This window comes from Shewanella sp. c952 (genome assembly GCF_019654975.1).
In the GTDB taxonomy this organism is placed as follows: Bacteria; Pseudomonadota; Gammaproteobacteria; order Enterobacterales; family Shewanellaceae; genus Shewanella.
Window position 1 is genome coordinate 15,694 of sequence record NZ_BPEW01000025.1, and the last position, 19,530, is coordinate 35,223.

Genomic DNA, 19,530 nt, shown 5'->3' on the forward strand with positions numbered 1-19,530 from the left:
TATTGTTGATTACCGAAAACTATTATTATTTAAAATAAAAAGGGCACTCTCTTAGAGCGCCCTTTTATTATTTAATACACTATACATTTATTATATATAACGTATTTAGTCTTTATAGTTCACAGTTGTAGATTCAAATGGTGACTGTTCTAAAACCACTTTTTCTTCAGCATAATCGATAAAAGAAAGCGCATCTGTATTACAGATATCAGTACCATTATCATCACAACTTGGTGCGTTATCTGCGTATACAACGCTGTAAGTATTTTCAGTTGAATTATAGGTCAAGTGATCAACTTTATAAGCTTTATAACCTGTCGCGGTTTTAACAAGATCAATTCGGTCAGTCGCTTGCAGTTGAGCATCACCTAATGCATTCCAACCATCATTACCGCTAGCATTATAGTTATTGACGATGACGACGTAGTCAGTGTTGCCGCTAATAGGCTCCCATCGAGGTTCAGATTCAGTGCCAGTGTTGATATCAATTGAACTGATATTGCCACTGGTATTTTTAACCTCTTCGGTGAAGGTATAACGCATACCGCCTACATATGGGAATTTACCGGCATGGCTTCCAACAGGAAGTGTCGCATCAATAGTAGAAGTTAATAGGTCCGTTAGTACCTCACCATTGATCGTTAATACCGATAAATAATTAGAAAATGGCAGTAGTTCTAAGCTTGCATGCCCTTCCCTAAATTCACCAGAAGCAATATCAGTTCGTACGCCACCAGCACCAACTAATCCAATCTGCACTTTTTTACCAATCACTGAATTTACATCAGCTTGGTTTGCCCAATAGACCATACCTTCAGCGATTAATGGCGCGACATCAGAACCGTGTTTGTCTGTTCCTGCATCACCAGGGCGACGCTCATGATTTATCTCTTGTGGTGCATTGGCTACGACTTCACCATAGGCTTCTTCTAGTGCAGGTTTATAGGTCGCATCAATATGAACGCGCATATCGTTATTCTCATCGACATCATCAATAAGTGCAGTCTCATCAATGAAGCTTTCTACTTTTTCATGATCGGCGCCAGTAAGCAGATCGCTTTCTTCACGTTTGCCATCTCGATAAAACTCCTCGTTAGTCAATAGCGTATTTTGACCCGCACAAGACAACAGTTCACCTTCACTGTCAAACTTTACATCAACCTTACCAATAGCTTGTGCGTATTGGCCCGCTTGGACGATACAAGTTTGCCCGACTTCATCTTTTTGCTTTACCAGTTGGGCATACACACCATTATCGCCATGACCTAAGTCAGTAAAATCTCCTAATAATGTATGGGAGTGGCCACCAACAATAACATCTATGTCAGTAGTACCTTCAGCAAGCGCAATATCTCTGGCATTGCCAATATGAGATAACACTACAATTTTATTTACGCCTTGGGCTTTAAGTGCAGTAACAGTCACTTGAGTAAATGCGATTTCGTTTTCAAATTTAACGTCACCAGTACCCGTTGCTATAGTTGGCATATCTTCTAAAACAACACCAACAACGGCAACTATTTGCTCATTGTCGTTTGCTTCAGAAACTTCATTGATTTTACGTTTGGTTGCACCGTCAAATGCAAATAACTGGTATGGTTTTAGGTTTTTTGAACCACTCAATGCTGAATCAAAACCAGCATCCATATTGTTAGCCAGTAGTGGGAAATTAACATTATCGATAAAGCTAGCAAGTTTACTCGTATCTAAATCAAACTCGTGATTTCCTAATGCCATTGCATCTAATCCCATTTGGGAAAGTAAATCTGCGTTCGCCGTGCCTTCGTTCAATTTGAAGTAGGCTGTACCCTGCCATGCATCACCACCGTGCAAGAATAGTAATGGTTGGCTAGTCTCTTCTTTAATCTCATTTGCTGCTTCAAGTAATCTTGGATAACCACCAAACTCATTAAAAACAACTTCACCATCCTTACCCATAGTAAAGCTAGACTTTACCGGATCAAAGTTTGAGTGTGTATCATTGATGTGGGCAATGGTAAGGTTAAAACCTTTATCCCCTTGGTTTGTGTCATCATCGTTTGAACAAGCAGATAACGCCGCTAGTAAGGCTACTGCTATTACTGTTTTTTGTAGTTTCATTATACTTTCTTCTTTTATATAGGACCCGCTGACAAAATAGCAGAAGTTCACAGGAGAAACCACACTGGTTAACGCCTTGTAAAATCAACATATACAACAACTTAACTACAGTTGGTGTTAGCCTTATATCAGCAATAAGTATAAACAGTTAACAGTAGAGTTAGTTTAGGAATATAAAATCTGAAAGGTGCATTTGTTGATTCATTTAGTCGATTGACTCGCTGCCTTAAAATTTTAAAAGCGGCTAACTGTTATTTTTTTGTTTTAAATGCAGTATTAATTAGTTGCATGTTTGAAGGTGATAAAATAGCAACCAATACCAAAATGAGCTGAAAATGTTAAATAAAAAAGCCAGCATATAAGCTGGCTTTATTCGAAACGGTTTACTTTAGAATTGCTTTAGGTAACTAGCAACACTTGCTTGTTCACGTTGTTTTAGACTTACACAATTACGAACACTCTCATCTAACTTGGCAAGCGTTCGTTTAAACTCTGGGTTAGCCTTCAATTTAGGCGCAAAAAACTTATCGGTGGTTTCAAGCGAGCTTAACTCGCAGCCCGACCCCGTATAATATGGAATATTTGCTACCGCAAATGGAGGCAGTTTTTCTTTTATCGTTGAGTAATTAGCATAAACCCAATTTCTAAAGCGTAATCGTCGTGCTTCAGTATAAGATTGCCCAGATAAAACATATCTCAAATCTGGGGCATTGATCTTATCTGTCAGTGAATAAGCTAGCATATCATCTTGCAGCTTTTCTGTAGGAGCATAACCCAACGCGTTCATTAAACGAGTTCGTTTCTGTGGATCTTTAGTCTTCTCAAACTCACTCTTTACCAGATTTAGCAACTGCTCATCGCCGTAATACACTGCTACGGTAAGATAAGTACCGATTAGATAAGGATCGACTTGATCGTTGCCTGCAATGTAGGCCTTGGCTTGTTTAGTGGCTGTTGCAATAATATCTTTGTCTTTGGCTTCAAACGCCAATAAGTTGATCAGTGTTGGACGAAGCTTGCTAATCGCGGTCTTTTCATTAGCTTTAGCTGCTACGCCGTATTTCTCAATCGCACTACTTGCACGCTTAGAGATAAAGTTCGCCCATTGTGCCTTGTTGCTTTCATCTATAAATGTACGTTTTTGAGACTGAAGATAACCTAAAGCAGTTGAAACTATTTCTGGATGTTGGTCGTCAATAAACTCACCGAGGATATTAAGTAGTTCACCACCAGAAACAAAACCAGCATCAAGTAATGCGTCAGCAGACGAGATTAACGCTTTGCGCTCTCGTGGAGTTAACTGTGTTTTAGCATTAGCGAGCAGAGTTTGCATCTGCGCTTCATCCAATAACCAGCGATAATAACCCATTGCATCTGAATCCGGGTAGATCCAATCTGGCGCAAAATCTAGCGCTATGGTCTGGCTCTGTTTCGTTAACAAAATCGTTTTATGTTTAACCTTGTCACCTTTGCCAAACTTGATAGAAACAGGCACTGTCCAAGTTTGAGCTTTAGCCTCTGTTCCTGCAGTTACAAATCGGCTTTGTGTTAAGGTCAACTTATTGCCTTTAAGATCCACTTTTATTAAAGGATAAGAAGACTGCTCAATAAACGTGCCTAATACCGCACCCACATCCTTACCAGAAGATTTAGACAGCGCATTCCATAAATCGTCCGCCTGAGTATTCTCAAAAGCATGATCTTTAATGTACTGACGAATACCCGCCTTAAACTCTTTTTCACCGATATAGTTTTCTACCATATCAAGCACGGCTTCACCCTTGCTATAAGCTAGACCTAAACCGTCCATGATATCCGCTTCAGTTTTAATAGGCTTACGGATAGGCTTTGTTGAAACCCTTGCATCCATCGCCATCACATAGTTTTTTGAAAGAGAAAGGTCAGATTCAAACTCTGGGTGAATTTGATGGGTAATTTTTGCAGCCATCCAGCTAGCGAATGCTTCGTTTAACCAAAGATCATTCCACCACTGCATGGTCACTAAGTTGCCATACCATTGGTGTGCTAGCTCATGAGCAATTATCGATACAGCTCGCTCTTTACTATTTTGGCTGGCATTTTTTTCATCAACTAACAGAATATCTTCTCTGTAAGTAACTAGGCCGGCATTTTCCATTGCACCGAAAGGAAACTCAGGTACAGCTACGGTATCCAGTTTTTCATATGGGTAATCGACACCAAAGTAATCTTCTAAAGCCGACAATACTTCAGGCATTTTCTTAGCGGCGTACTGTGCTAACTCAATTTTGCCCTTGGTGGTAATAACCCTACCTGGGACTTTCATACCTTTAACTTCTATCTCTTCAAATTGCCCTATAGCAAATGCAACGAGGTAAGACGACAAAGGTTTAGTTTGTTTAAAGACATGAGTGGTTAAACCATTCTTTTCATTTGCAGATAGTTCTGGCGTATTGCTATAAACTTTTTCAGTACTCGGCGCGGTAATCGTCACTTGATACGGGATCTTGTAGCCTGGCTCATCGAAGCTTGGAAATGCTCGGCGTGCATCACTCATTTCAAACTGAGTGAACAGATACGGCTGTCCACCATCAATAGTCTTATAAAGACCAACCGATTGCCTATTATAGGGCGCGGTAAAGTCCATAGAAAGATGGTATTTACCAGGTTCAATGACATGCTTACAATCAAACAAAACAACGCCAGTGTCTTGCATAGTTGCTGCCATTTGACAGTCTTTGGCACCCGCTAACAAGATATTGCTGGCAGTATATTCTAAGCCGTTTAGCTGCAGTTGTTGAGTGGGCTCTTTAACAATAAGTTCTATTGAAGTACTGCCTGAGAAAGTATCTTTTTGTGGGTCTAGGTTAAGCTTCACCGACTGCGTGATAGGCTCGGCAACTTTACTTAATACGTATTCGTTAGAATGAGCATTAAAGCTAGTTACACTAGACAGTGTGACCAAAGAGGCCGTGACGACTCTATACATGTAAATTCCTATTTTCTTGTTTTGCGCTAAATCGAGCTTCCATGCTTTAGTTTGCATCGATTTATGGCTAAGAGAGTAGCGATACTCGCGTAAAAATGGTTAGAATCTTTACAAGCGGTAACGCTTTACCCAAGTAAGATAACAAATATTTAACAGCAGCGGGAGCAACAACATACGGTGTGTTAAAGCATGTTGTAACAATTCATGACTAGCACTAAGAGAGTAGTATAAAGTAATTCAATATAGGTTAAATAACGTGCGACTAATGTCAGAAGGCCATAATTCCTGTCAAAAAGGGCATGGGCTAAAACCAAGCACTTTTACAGCTGTAATCGGGTGTTCAAATTCTAGACGGGTTGCATGTAACATTAATCGCGGTGCTAGCTGGTGCGAATAAGAGGAACCATAAAGATCACAGCCTATAATGGGGTATCCAATATATTGGCTATGGATCCTAAGCTGATGAGTACGCCCAGTTTCTGGGGTCAGCTCGACTCGGGTAACCGTTATAGCTTTGCTTAAGCTGTCTGCTTGATAGTCTTCTTTAGCCAAAACATTGTAAACAGAGCGAGCGGACTTGCCCTCCTCCTCACATAACTTCATCAATGGAAAATTAGGTTTATCTTTAGCAATAGCGGCACTTATTATCCCTGTAGTTTCACTCAACTCCCCCAGTAGTAAAGCGGTGTAACGTTTTAATACCATACGTTCGCTAAACTGGCGACACAGTAGTGCATTAGTCTGCTTATTTAACGCGATGACCATTATGCCCGAAGTACCAAAGTCCAATCGGTGCACTAAAGAGCAACCCGGAAAATCTTTTACTAAACGGTAATGAACTGAATCAAGGTTTAGCGGATTTTTGCCCGATAATGACAATAAACCAGAAGGCTTGTTGATTAGCAGTAGGTATTCATCTTGATAAAGAATGGTTATTTCTTCAAAACAAGTAGGAGCAATAAAATCATCAACCACAGGGGGCATATGTGAAACCGTATATACGACAGAGTTGGCAGCAATCATACAGCATGCGTAGCAATTCAACGACTGAAGTAACGGTATATGAGGTAAATCTTCATTGCTATAACGCACTTTAGCACTAACAGAGTAGCGAGAAACCTCAATATAAAAACCAGTCAGAAAGACGCATAAAAAGTCATTATAAAAAGTATATCCCCGTGATATTTTTAACTTACATGCATACCCAACCAGAAGTATGAATAAAAACAATAAGTGATACTGCCAAATTAATGGCTAAAACGGCATGTTTAACAAAATGCTAAGTCGAATGCGCTTCCCTGCGCATTCTATGGGGTTAATTGATTTGCAGGGCTTTAGAAATCAATTCTAAAACCAATGCTAGCAATGGTATCGTCAAAATCTGAATATTGCTTAACATCAAATTGACCGATCTCAGTGTGAATACGTGTCGATTTGCTCAATCGATATTCAGCGCCTACTGCCCACTGTGAAACTTCAGGAACATCGGTTGCGGCTTCAGCCAGTGCGTCATAAACTCGTCCGGCGATTTTACCTGTTCCAGAATCGTCCTGACCGTATTGGACTTTTAGCAATAGCTTATCGATTTGGTATTTTGCGCTAATAATAAAGCCATCACCATCTCTTTGCTGCCAGTTAGTTTTGTTAGGATTAACCAGTTCAGAGCTTTGGTAAATCGTCCCCAACATTAAGTTACCCGCTTTATATTGAGCAACAGCTCGCACACCTTTGATATCTTCTACGCCATCGGTATAAGCGGCAGCTAAGTACAAATTACTACTCTTAAAATGCTTATCACCATAAGTCACTGCGACTTGGTAATTACCATTGTCACGACGAATATCATCTTCGGCATAATAGTTATCTTCCATAATATAGCTGGCGCCAAACTGGATGTTGTTCCATTTTTGGGTTCTATATAACAATGAATCTCCCCAGCGCTTATCACCAGCAAATAGGCGATCGTGTTTCATCGAATACATATCCATGGCGTCAGCTGTTCCTTTAGCCATTTTAAATACAGGATCAATTCGACCTGCAGCTAGCTGTCCATAGACGCTGTGTTTTATACCTAAAAATGTTGGTCGAGCAGAAAATGGATTACTGCCTTTATCTTGGGAGGCGCCATTAACACCGACTTCAATCTGGTAGAAAACACTAAAGTCATCCGATAGCGCGGCATCTCCTTTAACCCCTAATCGACTCCAGTTATTCTCTAACACGGTTCCGCTTTTGCCATTGTGTGTTGCACTGCCACTGTCAGAGTTGGTAATCGAATAATCGATGCGGCCATAGAATTTGTAAGCATCTGCCATTACGCTTGGTGAGGTTAAAACAGCGACTGCAACTAAAGCTAGTTTCATTGTTTTCATCATCGTTTCTCTTTAATTATGTAATTTGGTAGACATCTTGTTCCTACTGCTCTGGGTCAGTTAAGAACAACAATTTCATTCATCTAGATTTTTTTATGCTCAACGATCACGTTGTCCTGGCGCATCTGTTGGTAGAGAATGTCTGCTTGCTTTAGATAATGCTCCCAAGCATCAGAACGCTTAGTAAATCCGGTAGCCGCATAGCTTCCGGTATCGCCTGTTGCAGGTAAGTCATCAATTAGGAACAGTGAACCACCTTGCTGAAGGTGATCGTTTAGCGCATCGATCATGACATTAAAACCAATTCTTGACGGTTCTACATAATTGATAGATTCATATTTTGATTGGCGGTAGAATTTCTTTAATGAAGCATCATTTATTTGTATTTTCTCATCAGCAAAAACTTCGTCGTAATGAGCTTTAGTGATCTGCTTGCTATTCTTGTCTACAACTATACGTAAGATCGCAGTGACCCCAGTCCACTTGCCTTTTTGATCAAGCAGCTTTTCGGCATGCTGATAGAATAACTGCTCTGTGCCCTCTCCATTAATTTGAGCATGTATTTTAGCCGTGAGCGGTACCATTGATTGCTGGATACTATTGGATGCACCAGCAACAACATCGATACCGGCATACTTTAAGCGGTTAGGCTCTTTTAATTTATTGCGTAACACAGGGTCAAAATCAGGGTTCAATTCAAAAGTTAACTTGTCTTGTTCAACCATTAACTTTTCCATGGTGAGCGCTGACTGTACCCAAGCCGTTCCCTTTTTCTTACCCATAGAAAAGTTATATTCAGACATGCGTTTAGGTACGTTTTGGTAAAGGCGAGTGTAATAGTTCGGGCGGCCGCTCTCATTAAATTCTGCAAATATCACGTCTTTGGCGTTATTACTGCCTGTTACAATAGCAACACTGCCCATATGCCCCTGACGAAAGCGAGCTTCTTGATAATAGTAATCACCTTTTAGCAATCCTAATTGTGGTTGAATAGACCATTGCAACTTAAAGTTGTCATCACCAGTGGCTTCTTTCGCGGCTACTGATACATATTCTGGTGTAGAACCGTCAACTCTAGGGAGGCTATTAATGGCTTTTAGAATGCCATTGGATGAGTAAGTCGCTCCTGATACGGCATCTATTCCTTCTTGACCATTGTTGGCGACCACTTTTGGTAATAGGCGCTCGGCGTTTAAATACAGTGATTCAGTTTCTTTCTGTGACTTAGTTTTAATATCAACTATGTGGCCATTCTTCACTTCTACGGTGAGCGTAATAATACTCTTCTTGCCTTTAGCTGAAACATCATGTATTCCATCTACATACTTTCCATGGGGCGTTGTATTACTACAGCCCACCAATGTCATTGTCATAATAGCTGCGGCACTAAACACTAGTTTACGATTAAAATTCATATTAAAACCTTCAAATGTTATTTCATTGCCAACAGCATAAAAGGTTATATGTTTTCGACAATTGCGGAAAACCGCAATAAAATAAGTTTAATTTCATTTATTTGATCGAGATAACATTTGTAACATTGTTTTATTAAAAATTTGATAAATCATGCTAACAATTAAAAGGGAATATGAACTATATAAAATCAAGGTTGTAAAGTGAAAGTATATATATTACCCCTACTATTATTATCTTCGTATACTCAAGCTGCTTTACTAACACAGCCAGAAGCGCCTGAGTTTAAAGTTATTACTGTCGACACTCAGGGAGAGCCGTACCGCTGTGAGGGAAACTCACTAATAACAGCAACGCACAATGGTTTAAATCTTACGACCCTAAAATATTTTGGCACCTCAATAAGTATTGATATATATGGAGAAGACAGTTCGAAAGCCGTTATGTGCAATGCTTTGAATGTAATACAAAAATATCACTACCTTGCATCAAATTATAGCACTTACCCTCATGTTACTAATGTTAAATCTATCAATAACTCTCCAAATCAAATACACGTAATAGAACCAGAGTTAACTGAGCTCATTCAAGCGAGTATTGAATGGCATGACAAATCAGACGGCTACTTTAACATTGCACTATCACCCGTCATTGATCTTTGGCGAGGATATAGAGCTCAGTGCAAAGGCGAAACTAAGCGTTTACAACAATGTAAAACACCAACAGAATCAGAACTAAAAAATGCAGCTAAATTCACTGATATCAATATGATAAAGCTAAACAGTAAGAACAATACGATACAAATGCAATCAGGCATGAGTATTGATTTAGGAGGTATTGCTAAAGGCTGGATGGCTGAAATGGTATATAGACAGCTTAAAAAAGATGGAGTCAAAAACTTCATGATTAATGCTGGTGGTAACATAAGGCATTATGGCATCCATCCACAAGGACGAGCGTTCACAACCGCTATAGAAAACCCAATATGTAAGAAATATAACAACTTGCTATCACACTGCCAAAGTCTCTCTGAGCAATATCATGAAATTATTACCGGTAAGAATTTAGCAATAGTATCTAGTGGTAATTATCTACGCTATTATCGTGCTAATGGTAAAGAATATCACCATTTAATCAACCCAAAAACATTAAAGCCTAAGAGCAGTGGTATATCAACGACGGTTGTCATGAATAACAATCAGATATATGCCGATATTATATCGACTATGTTGTTTCTTATGCCTTACCAACAATCGCTTGATTATGCTAATAGTCACCCAGCCATTGAAGCCGTTTGGTATTTAACCGACGACGGAAAGAAAATGGAAAGTAATAAACTTAATAATTATCGTATTTAAAGTAACGTTTAAAATCAATATAAATTTAAAATAGTCACGGATGACTTTCAATTTTTATATAGTGGTTTTCCGCATAACTAACATAAGTGTGAGAGGTTTCAATTAAAACCACTATTTTTAGCAAATTTTTCTATATTGCGCCATAATGCAGATACCGTCCCCCGCTAGCTATTTTAATGAAATCTAAACTTTATCTATTAGCTATCTTTGCTTATTTCATTTTTTCCCCGCTTAGCTATGCTGCCGATGCTAAAGTCTTACGGATAGGTGTATTAGCGTTTGCACTCACAGAAGCGGTGCTCTCTCGTTGGCAGCCAACAATTGACCGCTTAGAAGCTGATCTAGGTACACCAGTCCAATTAGTTGCCTTAACACCTACAGAGCTAGATCAAGCAGTAGAGCAAAAAACAGTAGATTTCATTATTACCAATGCATTAACAGCGGTCAGTTATAAAAGAGAACACGGCACCAGTAGCCTATTAACACTAGTACCTTTGATGTCAAACAACCCAGCATTTGCAGTGGGTTCTGCATTAGTCACTCGTAAAGAGCTTGAAATAAACAGCCTGACGGACCTTAGCAGGCTAAAAGTAATTTCTACAGATCGTAAAGCGTTTGGCGGCTTTCAAATATTAGCAGGAGAAATGGCACAACAAGGTCTCAATCCTTTCGATGATTTTAAGCAGTTACATTTTGTTGGCTTTCCACAAAAAAAACTGCTCTCACTAATAGAAACGGGTGATGCCGATATTGCTATTTTACCTACCTGCGTATTAGAAAACGCAATTAAACATCATGAAGTCTCTGCTGGTACACTAAAAGTGGTGTTAGTAAAACCAATAGCAGAGCTAAAATGTCAAAGTTCAAGCAGATTATACCCTTATTACTCTTTCTCAAAATTAGGTCAAACCGATCACCAGCTCGCCACTAAAGTCATTAAATCCCTACTTTCTATTCAAGCAACGGACAATGCAGCTACTATGGGCCAATATGATTCTTGGTCAGCGACAGTTAATGATAGCGATGTCTTTAAGCTACTGAGACAATTGCAACAATGGCCATTTGTTACAAACTGGACCTCCATTTTTAAATCCGCTCTTCCTTGGATTTTTGCTAGTTTTATTATACTGTTACTCGGCTATTTACATCATTTAAGAGTCAAAAGACTGGTCGTTTTACGAACTCGAGACTTAAAATCAGAAGTTTTTCAGCATCAGAAGACCCAAGACGCTTTATTTGTCCAAACAGAACAGTTCTATAAAGCCCAAAGAGTGCTTTTAACGGGTGAGATGGCGTCAGGTATTGCTCACGAACTTAATCAACCACTCGCTGGGATCCGCTATCTGACACAAGGTTGTATCTACCGCTTGTCTGCTGAACAGTCAGATCTTAAAGACGCTATGACCAAGGCGATACAGCAGGTTGATCGTGCCCAAGTAACGATTAAACGTTTCAAAAATTTTTGTCATCAGCCAAGTGTAATGAGCCATTGCAATATCAACGTAATCCTTGACGATACATTAAGTCTGATGGCAGCAGATTTCTCAAAAATACAATTGAAACCTCACTTAGCGACTGAAAATATAGTTATAAATGGTGATACAAGTCTATTGCAGCAGGTTTTTGTAAATATAATACGTAACGCGCTCGATGCTATGGAAGACGTTGCAAATCCTGAATTATCAATAATCATGGAAACAGTTGAAGGACAGGCAAAAATTGAATTTGTCGATAATGGTAAAGGACTGTCACCACAAGCATTAGAGCGACTTTTCTTTCCATTTGAAACGTCAAAAAAGAATGGATTAGGCTTAGGTATGATCATTTGTAAGCGAATTATTGAAGAGCATCATGGCAAGATCAGTGCCTGCAATAATCAAGATCTAGGTTTAACGTTAACTATCACCCTACCGCTGGAGTAATACAACTTTGTGTAGATTGTATTTGGTCGACGATGATCAGGATGTACTCGACTCTCTAACTTGGATGTTAACCGGTTTGGGATACCAGCCCAAGGGCTTTCTGTCAGCTGATAACTTTCTTAATAGCGTGGACTTAACACACCCAGGAATTGCAATTTTGGATGTACAAATGCCAGGTATGGACGGCAGTGCATTGTTGAGCCACATAACCAGCCTTCATAGCCCGATAGCGGTAATTATGTTGAGTGGTCATGGCAGTATTGCTATGGCAGTACAAGCTATTCAAAAAGGTGCTCTCGATTTTCTTGAAAAGCCTGTTGATGGCGATAAGCTCCAACAATTACTTGAAAGAGCTAAAATTCAAACAGCGCAAAATCAGCAACGAAACATAGATCGTCAAAGCTTAGAAAGTAAGCTTGCAACGTTAACACCTAGAGAATATGAAGTGATGGAAAAGGTGTTGGAAGGAAAACTCAATAAAGTGATAGCAGCTGAACTTAACGTCGCACAGAGAACGCTCGAGTTACATCGTCAAAAAGTAATGCTAAAGATGCAAGTTAGCAATGTAGCAGAACTTGCGTATCTGATGGGGAGAAGTTCAGAGTACTAGCTTATCGCTGATTATCGTTACTCATGTTGTGCTTTAAGCTATTCGGCTCCCAGGGATCCGTTTTATATTTGCCCATGTAGCGCAAAATTCCCAACCTCTGTCTTTACACACTAACCCGGCACTGTAACGACTTTTGGCAATTAAGCTTGAATTACCTTTAACTGTATTGAAGTCATACTTAGCGCTACTAAAAGCACCTAAATGGACTCCGCTTAACGCGACTACAGAGAATAAAATAGATAGGCTACAAAGTGCATGTGTATGGCAGAACTGATTAAGCATAGTGTTGCTGTGTTGCGTCATAGTCTGCCTCCTCATTTGCATATCGAAGTTTAAGGATATCGTAAACCATAATAAATTCAATATATTGATTTTAAAGACAGATATTTCTATCTGTAATGGCAATCAATCGTTCACTAATGACAGTGCATATGCTTGTTGAAAACGGTGCTGAAGTTCACCAATTATAGCGCTATCGCGACTATTGCGACTTCTTCCGTGTAGTGAAGATTCAACAAACAACTCAAACCAAGCTTCTAATACGCCGCCATTTGATGGTTCTCCTGCGGCACTTAAAGCAAGTGCTGCAACCTCAGCAGTACCGAGTTGAAACGCTCGGGCTCCTTTCCTTAACGCATAGCTAGCAGTGAATTCTGGCGTAAATGAAAGTAGTGGCAGCTTATGCAGATAACTACTTTTACGGAACATCTTTATCGCTTCGCGCCAACTGCCGTCGAGTACAATAAACAAAGGGCACTTGCCATTCGGTAGTTTAGTTTTATCAACTTGGCTTACTACCGTTTGATTTTCTACTGCATATTCTGATGGAAAAATAACAAAAGCTTGATATTTAGGGTCGGTTATTATCGACAACATTTTTTTGTTTGGCTCATTTCTTGACCAAATGAATGCATGAGTATCGGGGATTATATCGGCAATAAGTCGACCACTATTACTTGGCTTTAAGACTTCATCGTCGTACATGATAAGCATAAAAGATAGCTCACTGCAGACTTGTAAACGGTTTTGGCAAGTACAAAACTGTTCTGCTAGTAAGCAAGATTGACAGCGTACGACGTTTTTACCTCTAGCTGTAAATGGCTTAGAGGATATGGCTTTTCTGTATTCATATAAACGATGAACCGCATGTTTTGGCAAAGTCATGTATAAAAATCTATCCAGTTATCATTGGCGCTCAAAAGAAAAAAGCCTACTCATAGGCAGGCTTTTATCAGTATAAGTGTATCTTAATTAGAGTATACGTCTTAACAGGAAATCTGCTTTTAACCGTTTAATACGCTTCATTATTTTTCGTACCGGTGCAGGATAGTTATGCAAAGTTTCTATTTGTGAGTAATGATACAACCTTTCTGTATGCTCAAGAATGTGCGCTTGTTCCTCTTCGAACTTTTGCTTCCAGCTTTCATTGTCATCTTGGATTAACAGACCGTTTTCTAAATCTAACGCCCAAGCTCTTGGATTTAGGTTACTACCGGTAATGAGGTGACGTTTGCCATCAGCACTCACCCCTTTTAAATGGTAACTGTTGCGTCCATCTTTCCAGAGGTGGATATTAAGTTGGCCGTTTTCGATCGCCCATTGCTGTCGTTTAGCGAATTTTCGGAGCGATTGCTCGTACATATAAGGCAATGCACCAATGGTTGAGAACTCCTCTTCAGGCGGTATGTAGAAATCATTAGAGGTCTTGTCGCCCACAACGATATCGATACGTTTGCCATTGCGTAAATGCTTAGCTAGCGCCCTGACTAAAATATAGGGGGGATTAAAATAGGGAGTGCAGATAAAAAGCGCATCTTCTGACTCCTCTACCATCGCTACCACAACTTTATTCAATTGGTTCTTCTTACGTCCCAAACCAACAAGAGGCGTGACACGATTACCAATTTTCGTTGAAGTGAACTTATACTCCGCTTTAGACAAACGATGCTTTAAACTACTGACTTCAACTTTAGTCGGTAAACGTTCTGCATCTTTTGGCTGAGTTAATGAACTGACAGCAACATCATTAACCAAGTAGGTCATGATCATCTCACGCATACTGCGTGCTAGTTCAGCAGACTCAATCACATGATAACGATCAAAACGGTATTTATCATTTTGATGAAGATAGATATTATTGAGACTGGCGCCACTAAAGATAACGGCGTCGTCGACAATGAAGCCTTTTAAGTGAAGCACGCCCATAAATTCACGAGATTTCACTGGTACGCCAAGTATATCTATTTGGTGTTCAGCTGCTTCGTTGACTTTGCGGTACATGAAGTAGTTACCGCTATCACCTTTGTGACCGATCAAGCCACGTCGAGCTCGATGAAAGTCAACCAACACTTTAATATCAATCTCGGGGTTACGCTGCTTGGCAGCCATTAAAGCACTGAGTACTTCCCTGCCCGCTTCATCATCTTCAAGATAAAGTGCGGCGATGTAAACCGAATGCGTGGCGCTTTCAATACGCTTTAACAGCTCAGCTCTTAACGCTTTTGGCGTTAATAACCACTGCAAGGATTCAGATTGTAGCGGTATACCACCTAGCTGACTCAGCAAGGCTCTCTCCTTAATAATGCTTACCATCTTTATAATAAGTGCTGGGCGTTAACTCTCTAAACATAACAACGGTATGTTTAAGCTCCGGATAAGCACAAGTAACGGCTTCTCGAATAGCCCTTTCGGCACGATGGTGTGTTTCGGGATCTTTAGGGAACCATAACACTTCGATTTGAGCCATCTCGCTTACGCTTTGTCCGCGTCTATAGCTTTGACTATTAACCCAATCGATAATGAATGATTCAGCCTTTGCCTGACAAATTTCAGCAAGAACGTCGATCAGCGTATCGCTTAAGTTAGCAACAATGCTTTGCGACATTCCATAAACTCTAATATGCGGCATCAAGAATCCTCTTAGATAAGGGCATAGAAATTACCGATTTAAGCTGCTTTCGGCAAGTATTTTCTACTGAATAGCGTTGTAGCACGCATAAAACAGCATCTATACGGCTGTTTAGGTATATTTTTAGCCAAACCTAGTACTTAAAGGTGATGGGCAGTAGCCTCATAATTGTTCTATCAATGACTAATTAACTCAGTGATCACAGCATCTTTAATGTTCTTTTGATACTATTAAAACTTACTTTCAACCATCGAGATCATGATGAATTTTAAATCTTTATTGACTCTTTTAGCAGTTTTGTTAGGCGCTTGGGCTATATTTCACTTTAAAGCGCAGTTAGGGTTACTCATGTTGCCACTTTTCTTTGGTTTAGTGCTATTTGTAACTTTAAAGCTTTATCGTTTAATGGAAAAAGATGATGCAGATAAGCCCGACTAACCTTTTTCGCTTTTACCTAAGGAAACCCTATTGAACCTCAGAAATATTGTAACGTCGGCCATACTGTTAACGTTATCAACTAACGTTGTAGCCAGTGATATCAAGCTCATATTGCCAGATACCACCGCTCTTACGGCAATTAAGTACAGCAATCATCAAAACAACAGTAAGTTGGATCAGAATTCTGACAAATTGTTTATTCCTGCTAGTACGATGAAACTGCTTACGGCCGTTGCAGCTTCCGCTTCGCTGGGTGATGAATTTAAATATCAAACTAAAGTGCTTGCCAAGACGCCGATACAGGACGGTAAGATTGACGGCGACGTTTACATCGTATTCTCTGGCGATCCAACACTATCTTCCGAAGATATTAAGAGCTTGTTTTCTCAACTGCAGCAACAGGGATTAACGCTCATTACAGGTAACATTTATCTTGTAGGTGAAGAGTATGAGTTACAACATGCTCCGGGCCGAGTATGGGATGATTTAGGGATCTGTTACTCAGCGCCAGTATCCAGTTTCATTATTAATGACAACTGTTTTAAAGCGCAATTTTTACCTAAGCTTGCAGATGATGCTGGAGAGGTTAAGATTGTTGGCAGCGAACCTGTGGCCATAGAAAGTAGAGCCATATTTGATAAAAGCTTGCAACAACCGATATGCGATTTAACTTTGGCTCGCCTTGAAAACAACCATTTTAGGTTAGATGGCTGTTATCCAGGTAGCAAGCCTTTAAAGCTAAACATAGCCATTACCGATCCCGCTCGCTTTGCTAAAGATAAACTGACTCAAATCGTCAATAAAAGTAAAATTGCCCTGCGCGGTCAGGTATTACTGGCTAATCAACGTCCTGCTTCGTCTCTGTTAATCGCTGAGCATCAATCTGCGCCATTAACAGATTTAATTGCTACTATGTTATTAAAATCAGATAACTTAATCGCTGACAGTCTTCTAAAGCGCTTAGGACAGCAAGTCTACGGCGCTCCTGGAACATTTTCTAATGGTAGCGCTGCGATGAAGCTTATTCTTATCCAACAAGGGATTGATTTATCAGGCGCTCATATAGTCGATGGCTCAGGTCTGTCCCGCTATAACTTGCTAAGTGCAAATCAACTCGCTGAAGTGTTAGCGTTAGTTAGAGATAATTCTGCCTATAGGCACATTATAAACTCACTGCCAGTCGCAGGGGAAAGCGGCACACTGAAATATCGAAAAGGATACCTAAACGTTTCCCTTAAAGGAAAGGTGTTGGCAAAGACAGGATCAATGTTAGGCGTATCAAATATGGCGGGCTTTATTAAGGATGGCGATAAAATAGCAGCGACATTCGTTGTTTTACAAAATGGTGTCAGCCCTGAAAAAGAGCCGGCAGCAAAGCCAAGTTTTGATGTATCTATACTACAACAGCTTATCGCGCGGTAAATTTCTCCAGCCCTTCTTCTCGCCATTTAATCGTTGCATATTCAATGGATACTAAAAGCCAGCGTTCAATTAATTTGAATGCTGGCTTTTACAGGTTCTATGACTTATCGCTTTAGCGACTATTTAAAATAGTGACTCATCAATCTCCATGACAGAGGCATCACCCGCAGCGACTTGTGATAAATGGTAGTCCGCTTTTCCTATCAACTTGTCAAAATAGAAACGACTTAAGTGCTGCTTTTGCTGCTTAAATTTACTGTCTTCATGATCATGTGCCGCATTTGTCATTGCTAGCCAAAAATAACCATAAAGGCTATAACCGAATGCATCAAGGTAATCTACGGCACAGGCATTGATTAACGCCGGCTGAGCTAGTTTAACTTCATTCACACCATTCGCTACATTGATGAGTTTTTCAAACAGCTTCAATACTGTTGCTTTATCATCAGCTGATACATTGTCAAATTGTGCAATATTCGCGGTCTGCTCAGCGACAAATTCTGTTAAAGCGCTAAGATTGTCGCCAGTCACCTTACGGCCCAAGAAATCAATTGCCTGTATGCCATTGGTTCCTTCATAGATCTGAGCTATACGAGTATCACGTACAAGTTGCTCAATACCTGTCTCTCGAATATATCCGTGACCGCCAAATACTTGCTGCGCCATAATCGCTGCATCTAAACCTCGATCACTTAAAAATGCTTTTGAAACTGGCGTGAGTAGACCGACATAACGACTGGCTTTAGCTTTCTGTTCAGCATTATCCGAGTATTTCGCTAAATCTAATTGCTGACCGGTATAAACAGAGAGTGCCCGTCCAGCTTCAGTTAACGTTCTTACCGTTAACAACATACGTCTGACATCACCGTGTACAAGGATAGGATCACTGGTCGCTCCCGTTGGCGAGCCGCCTGCTGCAACACCCTGCACTCGCTCTTTCGCGTAATCAGCTGCCATTTGATAGGCCGCTTGCGAAGTGCCTAAGCCTTGGATGCCAATGGCTAGTCGTTCATAATTCATCATGGTAAACATGCAAACCAAACCGCGGTTCGGCTTACCAATGAGATAACCTTCTGCATCATCAAAATTCATTACACAGGTAGCTGAACCCTTAAGACCCATCTTATGTTCAATAGATCCCACAGTAACGCCGTTACTATCGCCTAGGCTATTGTCATCATTGACTTTGATCTTTGGTACAAGGAACAGCGATATGCCATTGGTATTTGGCAGCTTTGCCAGTACTAAATGGATGACGTTTTCAGTTAGATCATGATCGCCACCAGTAATAAAGATTTTACTACCAGTAATGTTGTAACTGCCATTCTCATTTGGAACCGCTTTGGTGCGTATATTGCGCAGGTCAGAGCCCGCTTGTGGCTCTGTCATATCCATCGCTCCAGCCCATTCTCCGCTATACATCATCGGCAAATACTGCTGTTTAATCTCTTCAGTACCATGAGCGTGAATAGCCAAGGCTGCACCGGCGGTTAACGAGCCATACAAGGTAAAAGCATTACATGCACTGTAAGCCATCTCATCCACCAAAACACCGAGCATCTTCGGCATTCCCATACCACCGAGTTCAGGATCACCACATAGACCGACCCAACCGCCTTCCGCGTACTGGTCATATACCGCTTTATAACCATCAGGTGTGATCACCTTATCAGCTTCATGACGAACACCTTGCTCATCACCGCTACGGTTTATAGGATGGATAAGTTCTCTACTGATTTTGTCTGCTTCATCTAAAATCGCAGCGGCTGTATCCATATCCACAGACTCTGCCATTGCAGGTAACTCGGACCAGGTTTTAGGTGCATCAAATACGTTTTCAAGTAGAAAGCGCATCTCTGCTAATGGGGCGTTGTAGGGATTCATATAATGCTCTTAAACGATAGATTTAAACAGTTGTTTCAATCTATCAGATATAGCAGAAAAAGGAAGTAAATTATTAACAGGTGCTGTTTATTTAGCCAAGTCAGCACCTAGTCAACTCACTGTGACCTTATCCTT

General features: G+C 40.3%; 15 protein-coding genes. 5 read left to right on the top strand and 10 right to left on the bottom strand.

What is annotated here, in order from left to right:
* Nucleotides 1-105 precede the first annotated feature (105 nt).
* The 5 genes from K5R16_RS15665 to K5R16_RS15685 form a co-directional block, all read right to left on the bottom strand.
* Nucleotides 106-2,100, bottom strand: coding sequence for a bifunctional UDP-sugar hydrolase/5'-nucleotidase (locus K5R16_RS15665; RefSeq protein ID WP_220738488.1), 1,995 nt, complete (start codon nt 2,098-2,100; stop codon nt 106-108).
* 388 nt (nt 2,101-2,488) lie between these two features.
* Nucleotides 2,489-5,068 (bottom strand): M1 family metallopeptidase, encoded by a 2,580-nt coding sequence (locus K5R16_RS15670; protein ID WP_220738489.1) that lies wholly within the window; start codon nt 5,066-5,068, stop codon nt 2,489-2,491.
* 288 nt (nt 5,069-5,356) lie between these two features.
* Nucleotides 5,357-6,091 (bottom strand): RluA family pseudouridine synthase, encoded by a 735-nt coding sequence (locus K5R16_RS15675; RefSeq protein WP_259649905.1) that lies wholly within the window; start codon nt 6,089-6,091, stop codon nt 5,357-5,359.
* 311 nt (nt 6,092-6,402) lie between these two features.
* Nucleotides 6,403-7,443, bottom strand: a complete 1,041-nt coding sequence (locus tag K5R16_RS15680; protein ID WP_220738490.1) for a porin — start codon at nt 7,441-7,443, stop codon at nt 6,403-6,405.
* Nucleotides 7,444-7,523: 80 nt separating this feature from the next.
* Complete coding sequence (locus K5R16_RS15685; RefSeq protein WP_220738491.1) at nt 7,524-8,855, bottom strand: FMN-binding protein; 1,332 nt, start codon at nt 8,853-8,855, stop codon at nt 7,524-7,526.
* A 201-nt stretch (nt 8,856-9,056) separates the two neighbouring features.
* Here K5R16_RS15685 and K5R16_RS15690 point away from each other — a divergent pair, with 201 nt between their 5' ends.
* The 3 genes from K5R16_RS15690 to K5R16_RS15700 all read left to right on the top strand — a co-directional run bounded on the left by K5R16_RS15690 (nt 9,057) and on the right by K5R16_RS15700 (nt 12,743).
* On the top strand, nt 9,057-10,211 hold the full coding sequence (locus K5R16_RS15690; protein ID WP_220738492.1) for an FAD:protein FMN transferase: 1,155 nt from the start codon (nt 9,057-9,059) through the stop codon (nt 10,209-10,211).
* 176 nt (nt 10,212-10,387) lie between these two features.
* Nucleotides 10,388-12,133, top strand: a complete 1,746-nt coding sequence (locus K5R16_RS15695) for a PhnD/SsuA/transferrin family substrate-binding protein (protein WP_220738493.1) — start codon at nt 10,388-10,390, stop codon at nt 12,131-12,133.
* Nucleotides 12,134-12,140: 7 nt separating this feature from the next.
* Entirely contained in the window at nt 12,141-12,743 is a 603-nt protein-coding gene (locus K5R16_RS15700; protein ID WP_220738494.1) for a response regulator transcription factor, read from the top strand.
* Between the two features lie 33 nt (nt 12,744-12,776).
* On the opposite strand, the gene K5R16_RS15705 is transcribed toward K5R16_RS15700, so the two are convergent.
* The 4 genes from K5R16_RS15705 to K5R16_RS15720 form a co-directional block, all read right to left on the bottom strand.
* Nucleotides 12,777-13,046, bottom strand: a complete 270-nt coding sequence (locus K5R16_RS15705) for a hypothetical protein (RefSeq protein WP_220738495.1) — start codon at nt 13,044-13,046, stop codon at nt 12,777-12,779.
* A 102-nt stretch (nt 13,047-13,148) separates the two neighbouring features.
* Nucleotides 13,149-13,907 carry a tRNA-uridine aminocarboxypropyltransferase gene (locus K5R16_RS15710; RefSeq protein WP_220738496.1) on the bottom strand — a complete coding sequence of 253 codons (759 nt, stop codon included), beginning with the start codon at nt 13,905-13,907 and terminating at the stop codon, nt 13,149-13,151.
* 87 nt (nt 13,908-13,994) lie between these two features.
* Nucleotides 13,995-15,308 (bottom strand): CDP-diacylglycerol--serine O-phosphatidyltransferase, encoded by a 1,314-nt coding sequence (gene pssA, locus K5R16_RS15715; RefSeq protein ID WP_259649906.1) that lies wholly within the window; start codon nt 15,306-15,308, stop codon nt 13,995-13,997.
* 10 nt (nt 15,309-15,318) lie between these two features.
* Nucleotides 15,319-15,651: a DUF1904 family protein gene (locus K5R16_RS15720; RefSeq protein WP_220738498.1), complete on the bottom strand. Its 333-nt coding sequence runs from the start codon at nt 15,649-15,651 to the stop codon at nt 15,319-15,321.
* A 261-nt stretch (nt 15,652-15,912) separates the two neighbouring features.
* Here K5R16_RS15720 and K5R16_RS15725 point away from each other — a divergent pair, with 261 nt between their 5' ends.
* Together K5R16_RS15725 and dacB are read left to right on the top strand one after the other, a co-directional pair.
* A complete protein-coding gene (locus tag K5R16_RS15725) occupies nt 15,913-16,089 on the top strand; it encodes a hypothetical protein (protein WP_220738499.1) in 177 nt (58 codons plus the stop codon).
* Nucleotides 16,090-16,119: 30 nt separating this feature from the next.
* Nucleotides 16,120-17,511 (top strand): D-alanyl-D-alanine carboxypeptidase/D-alanyl-D-alanine-endopeptidase, encoded by a 1,392-nt coding sequence (gene dacB / locus K5R16_RS15730; RefSeq protein WP_220738500.1) that lies wholly within the window; start codon nt 16,120-16,122, stop codon nt 17,509-17,511.
* A 123-nt stretch (nt 17,512-17,634) separates the two neighbouring features.
* Here the strand turns inward: dacB and K5R16_RS15735 are convergent, their stop codons facing one another.
* Nucleotides 17,635-19,395 (bottom strand): acyl-CoA dehydrogenase family protein, encoded by a 1,761-nt coding sequence (locus K5R16_RS15735; RefSeq protein ID WP_220738501.1) that lies wholly within the window; start codon nt 19,393-19,395, stop codon nt 17,635-17,637.
* Nucleotides 19,396-19,530: the final 135 nt, after the last annotated feature.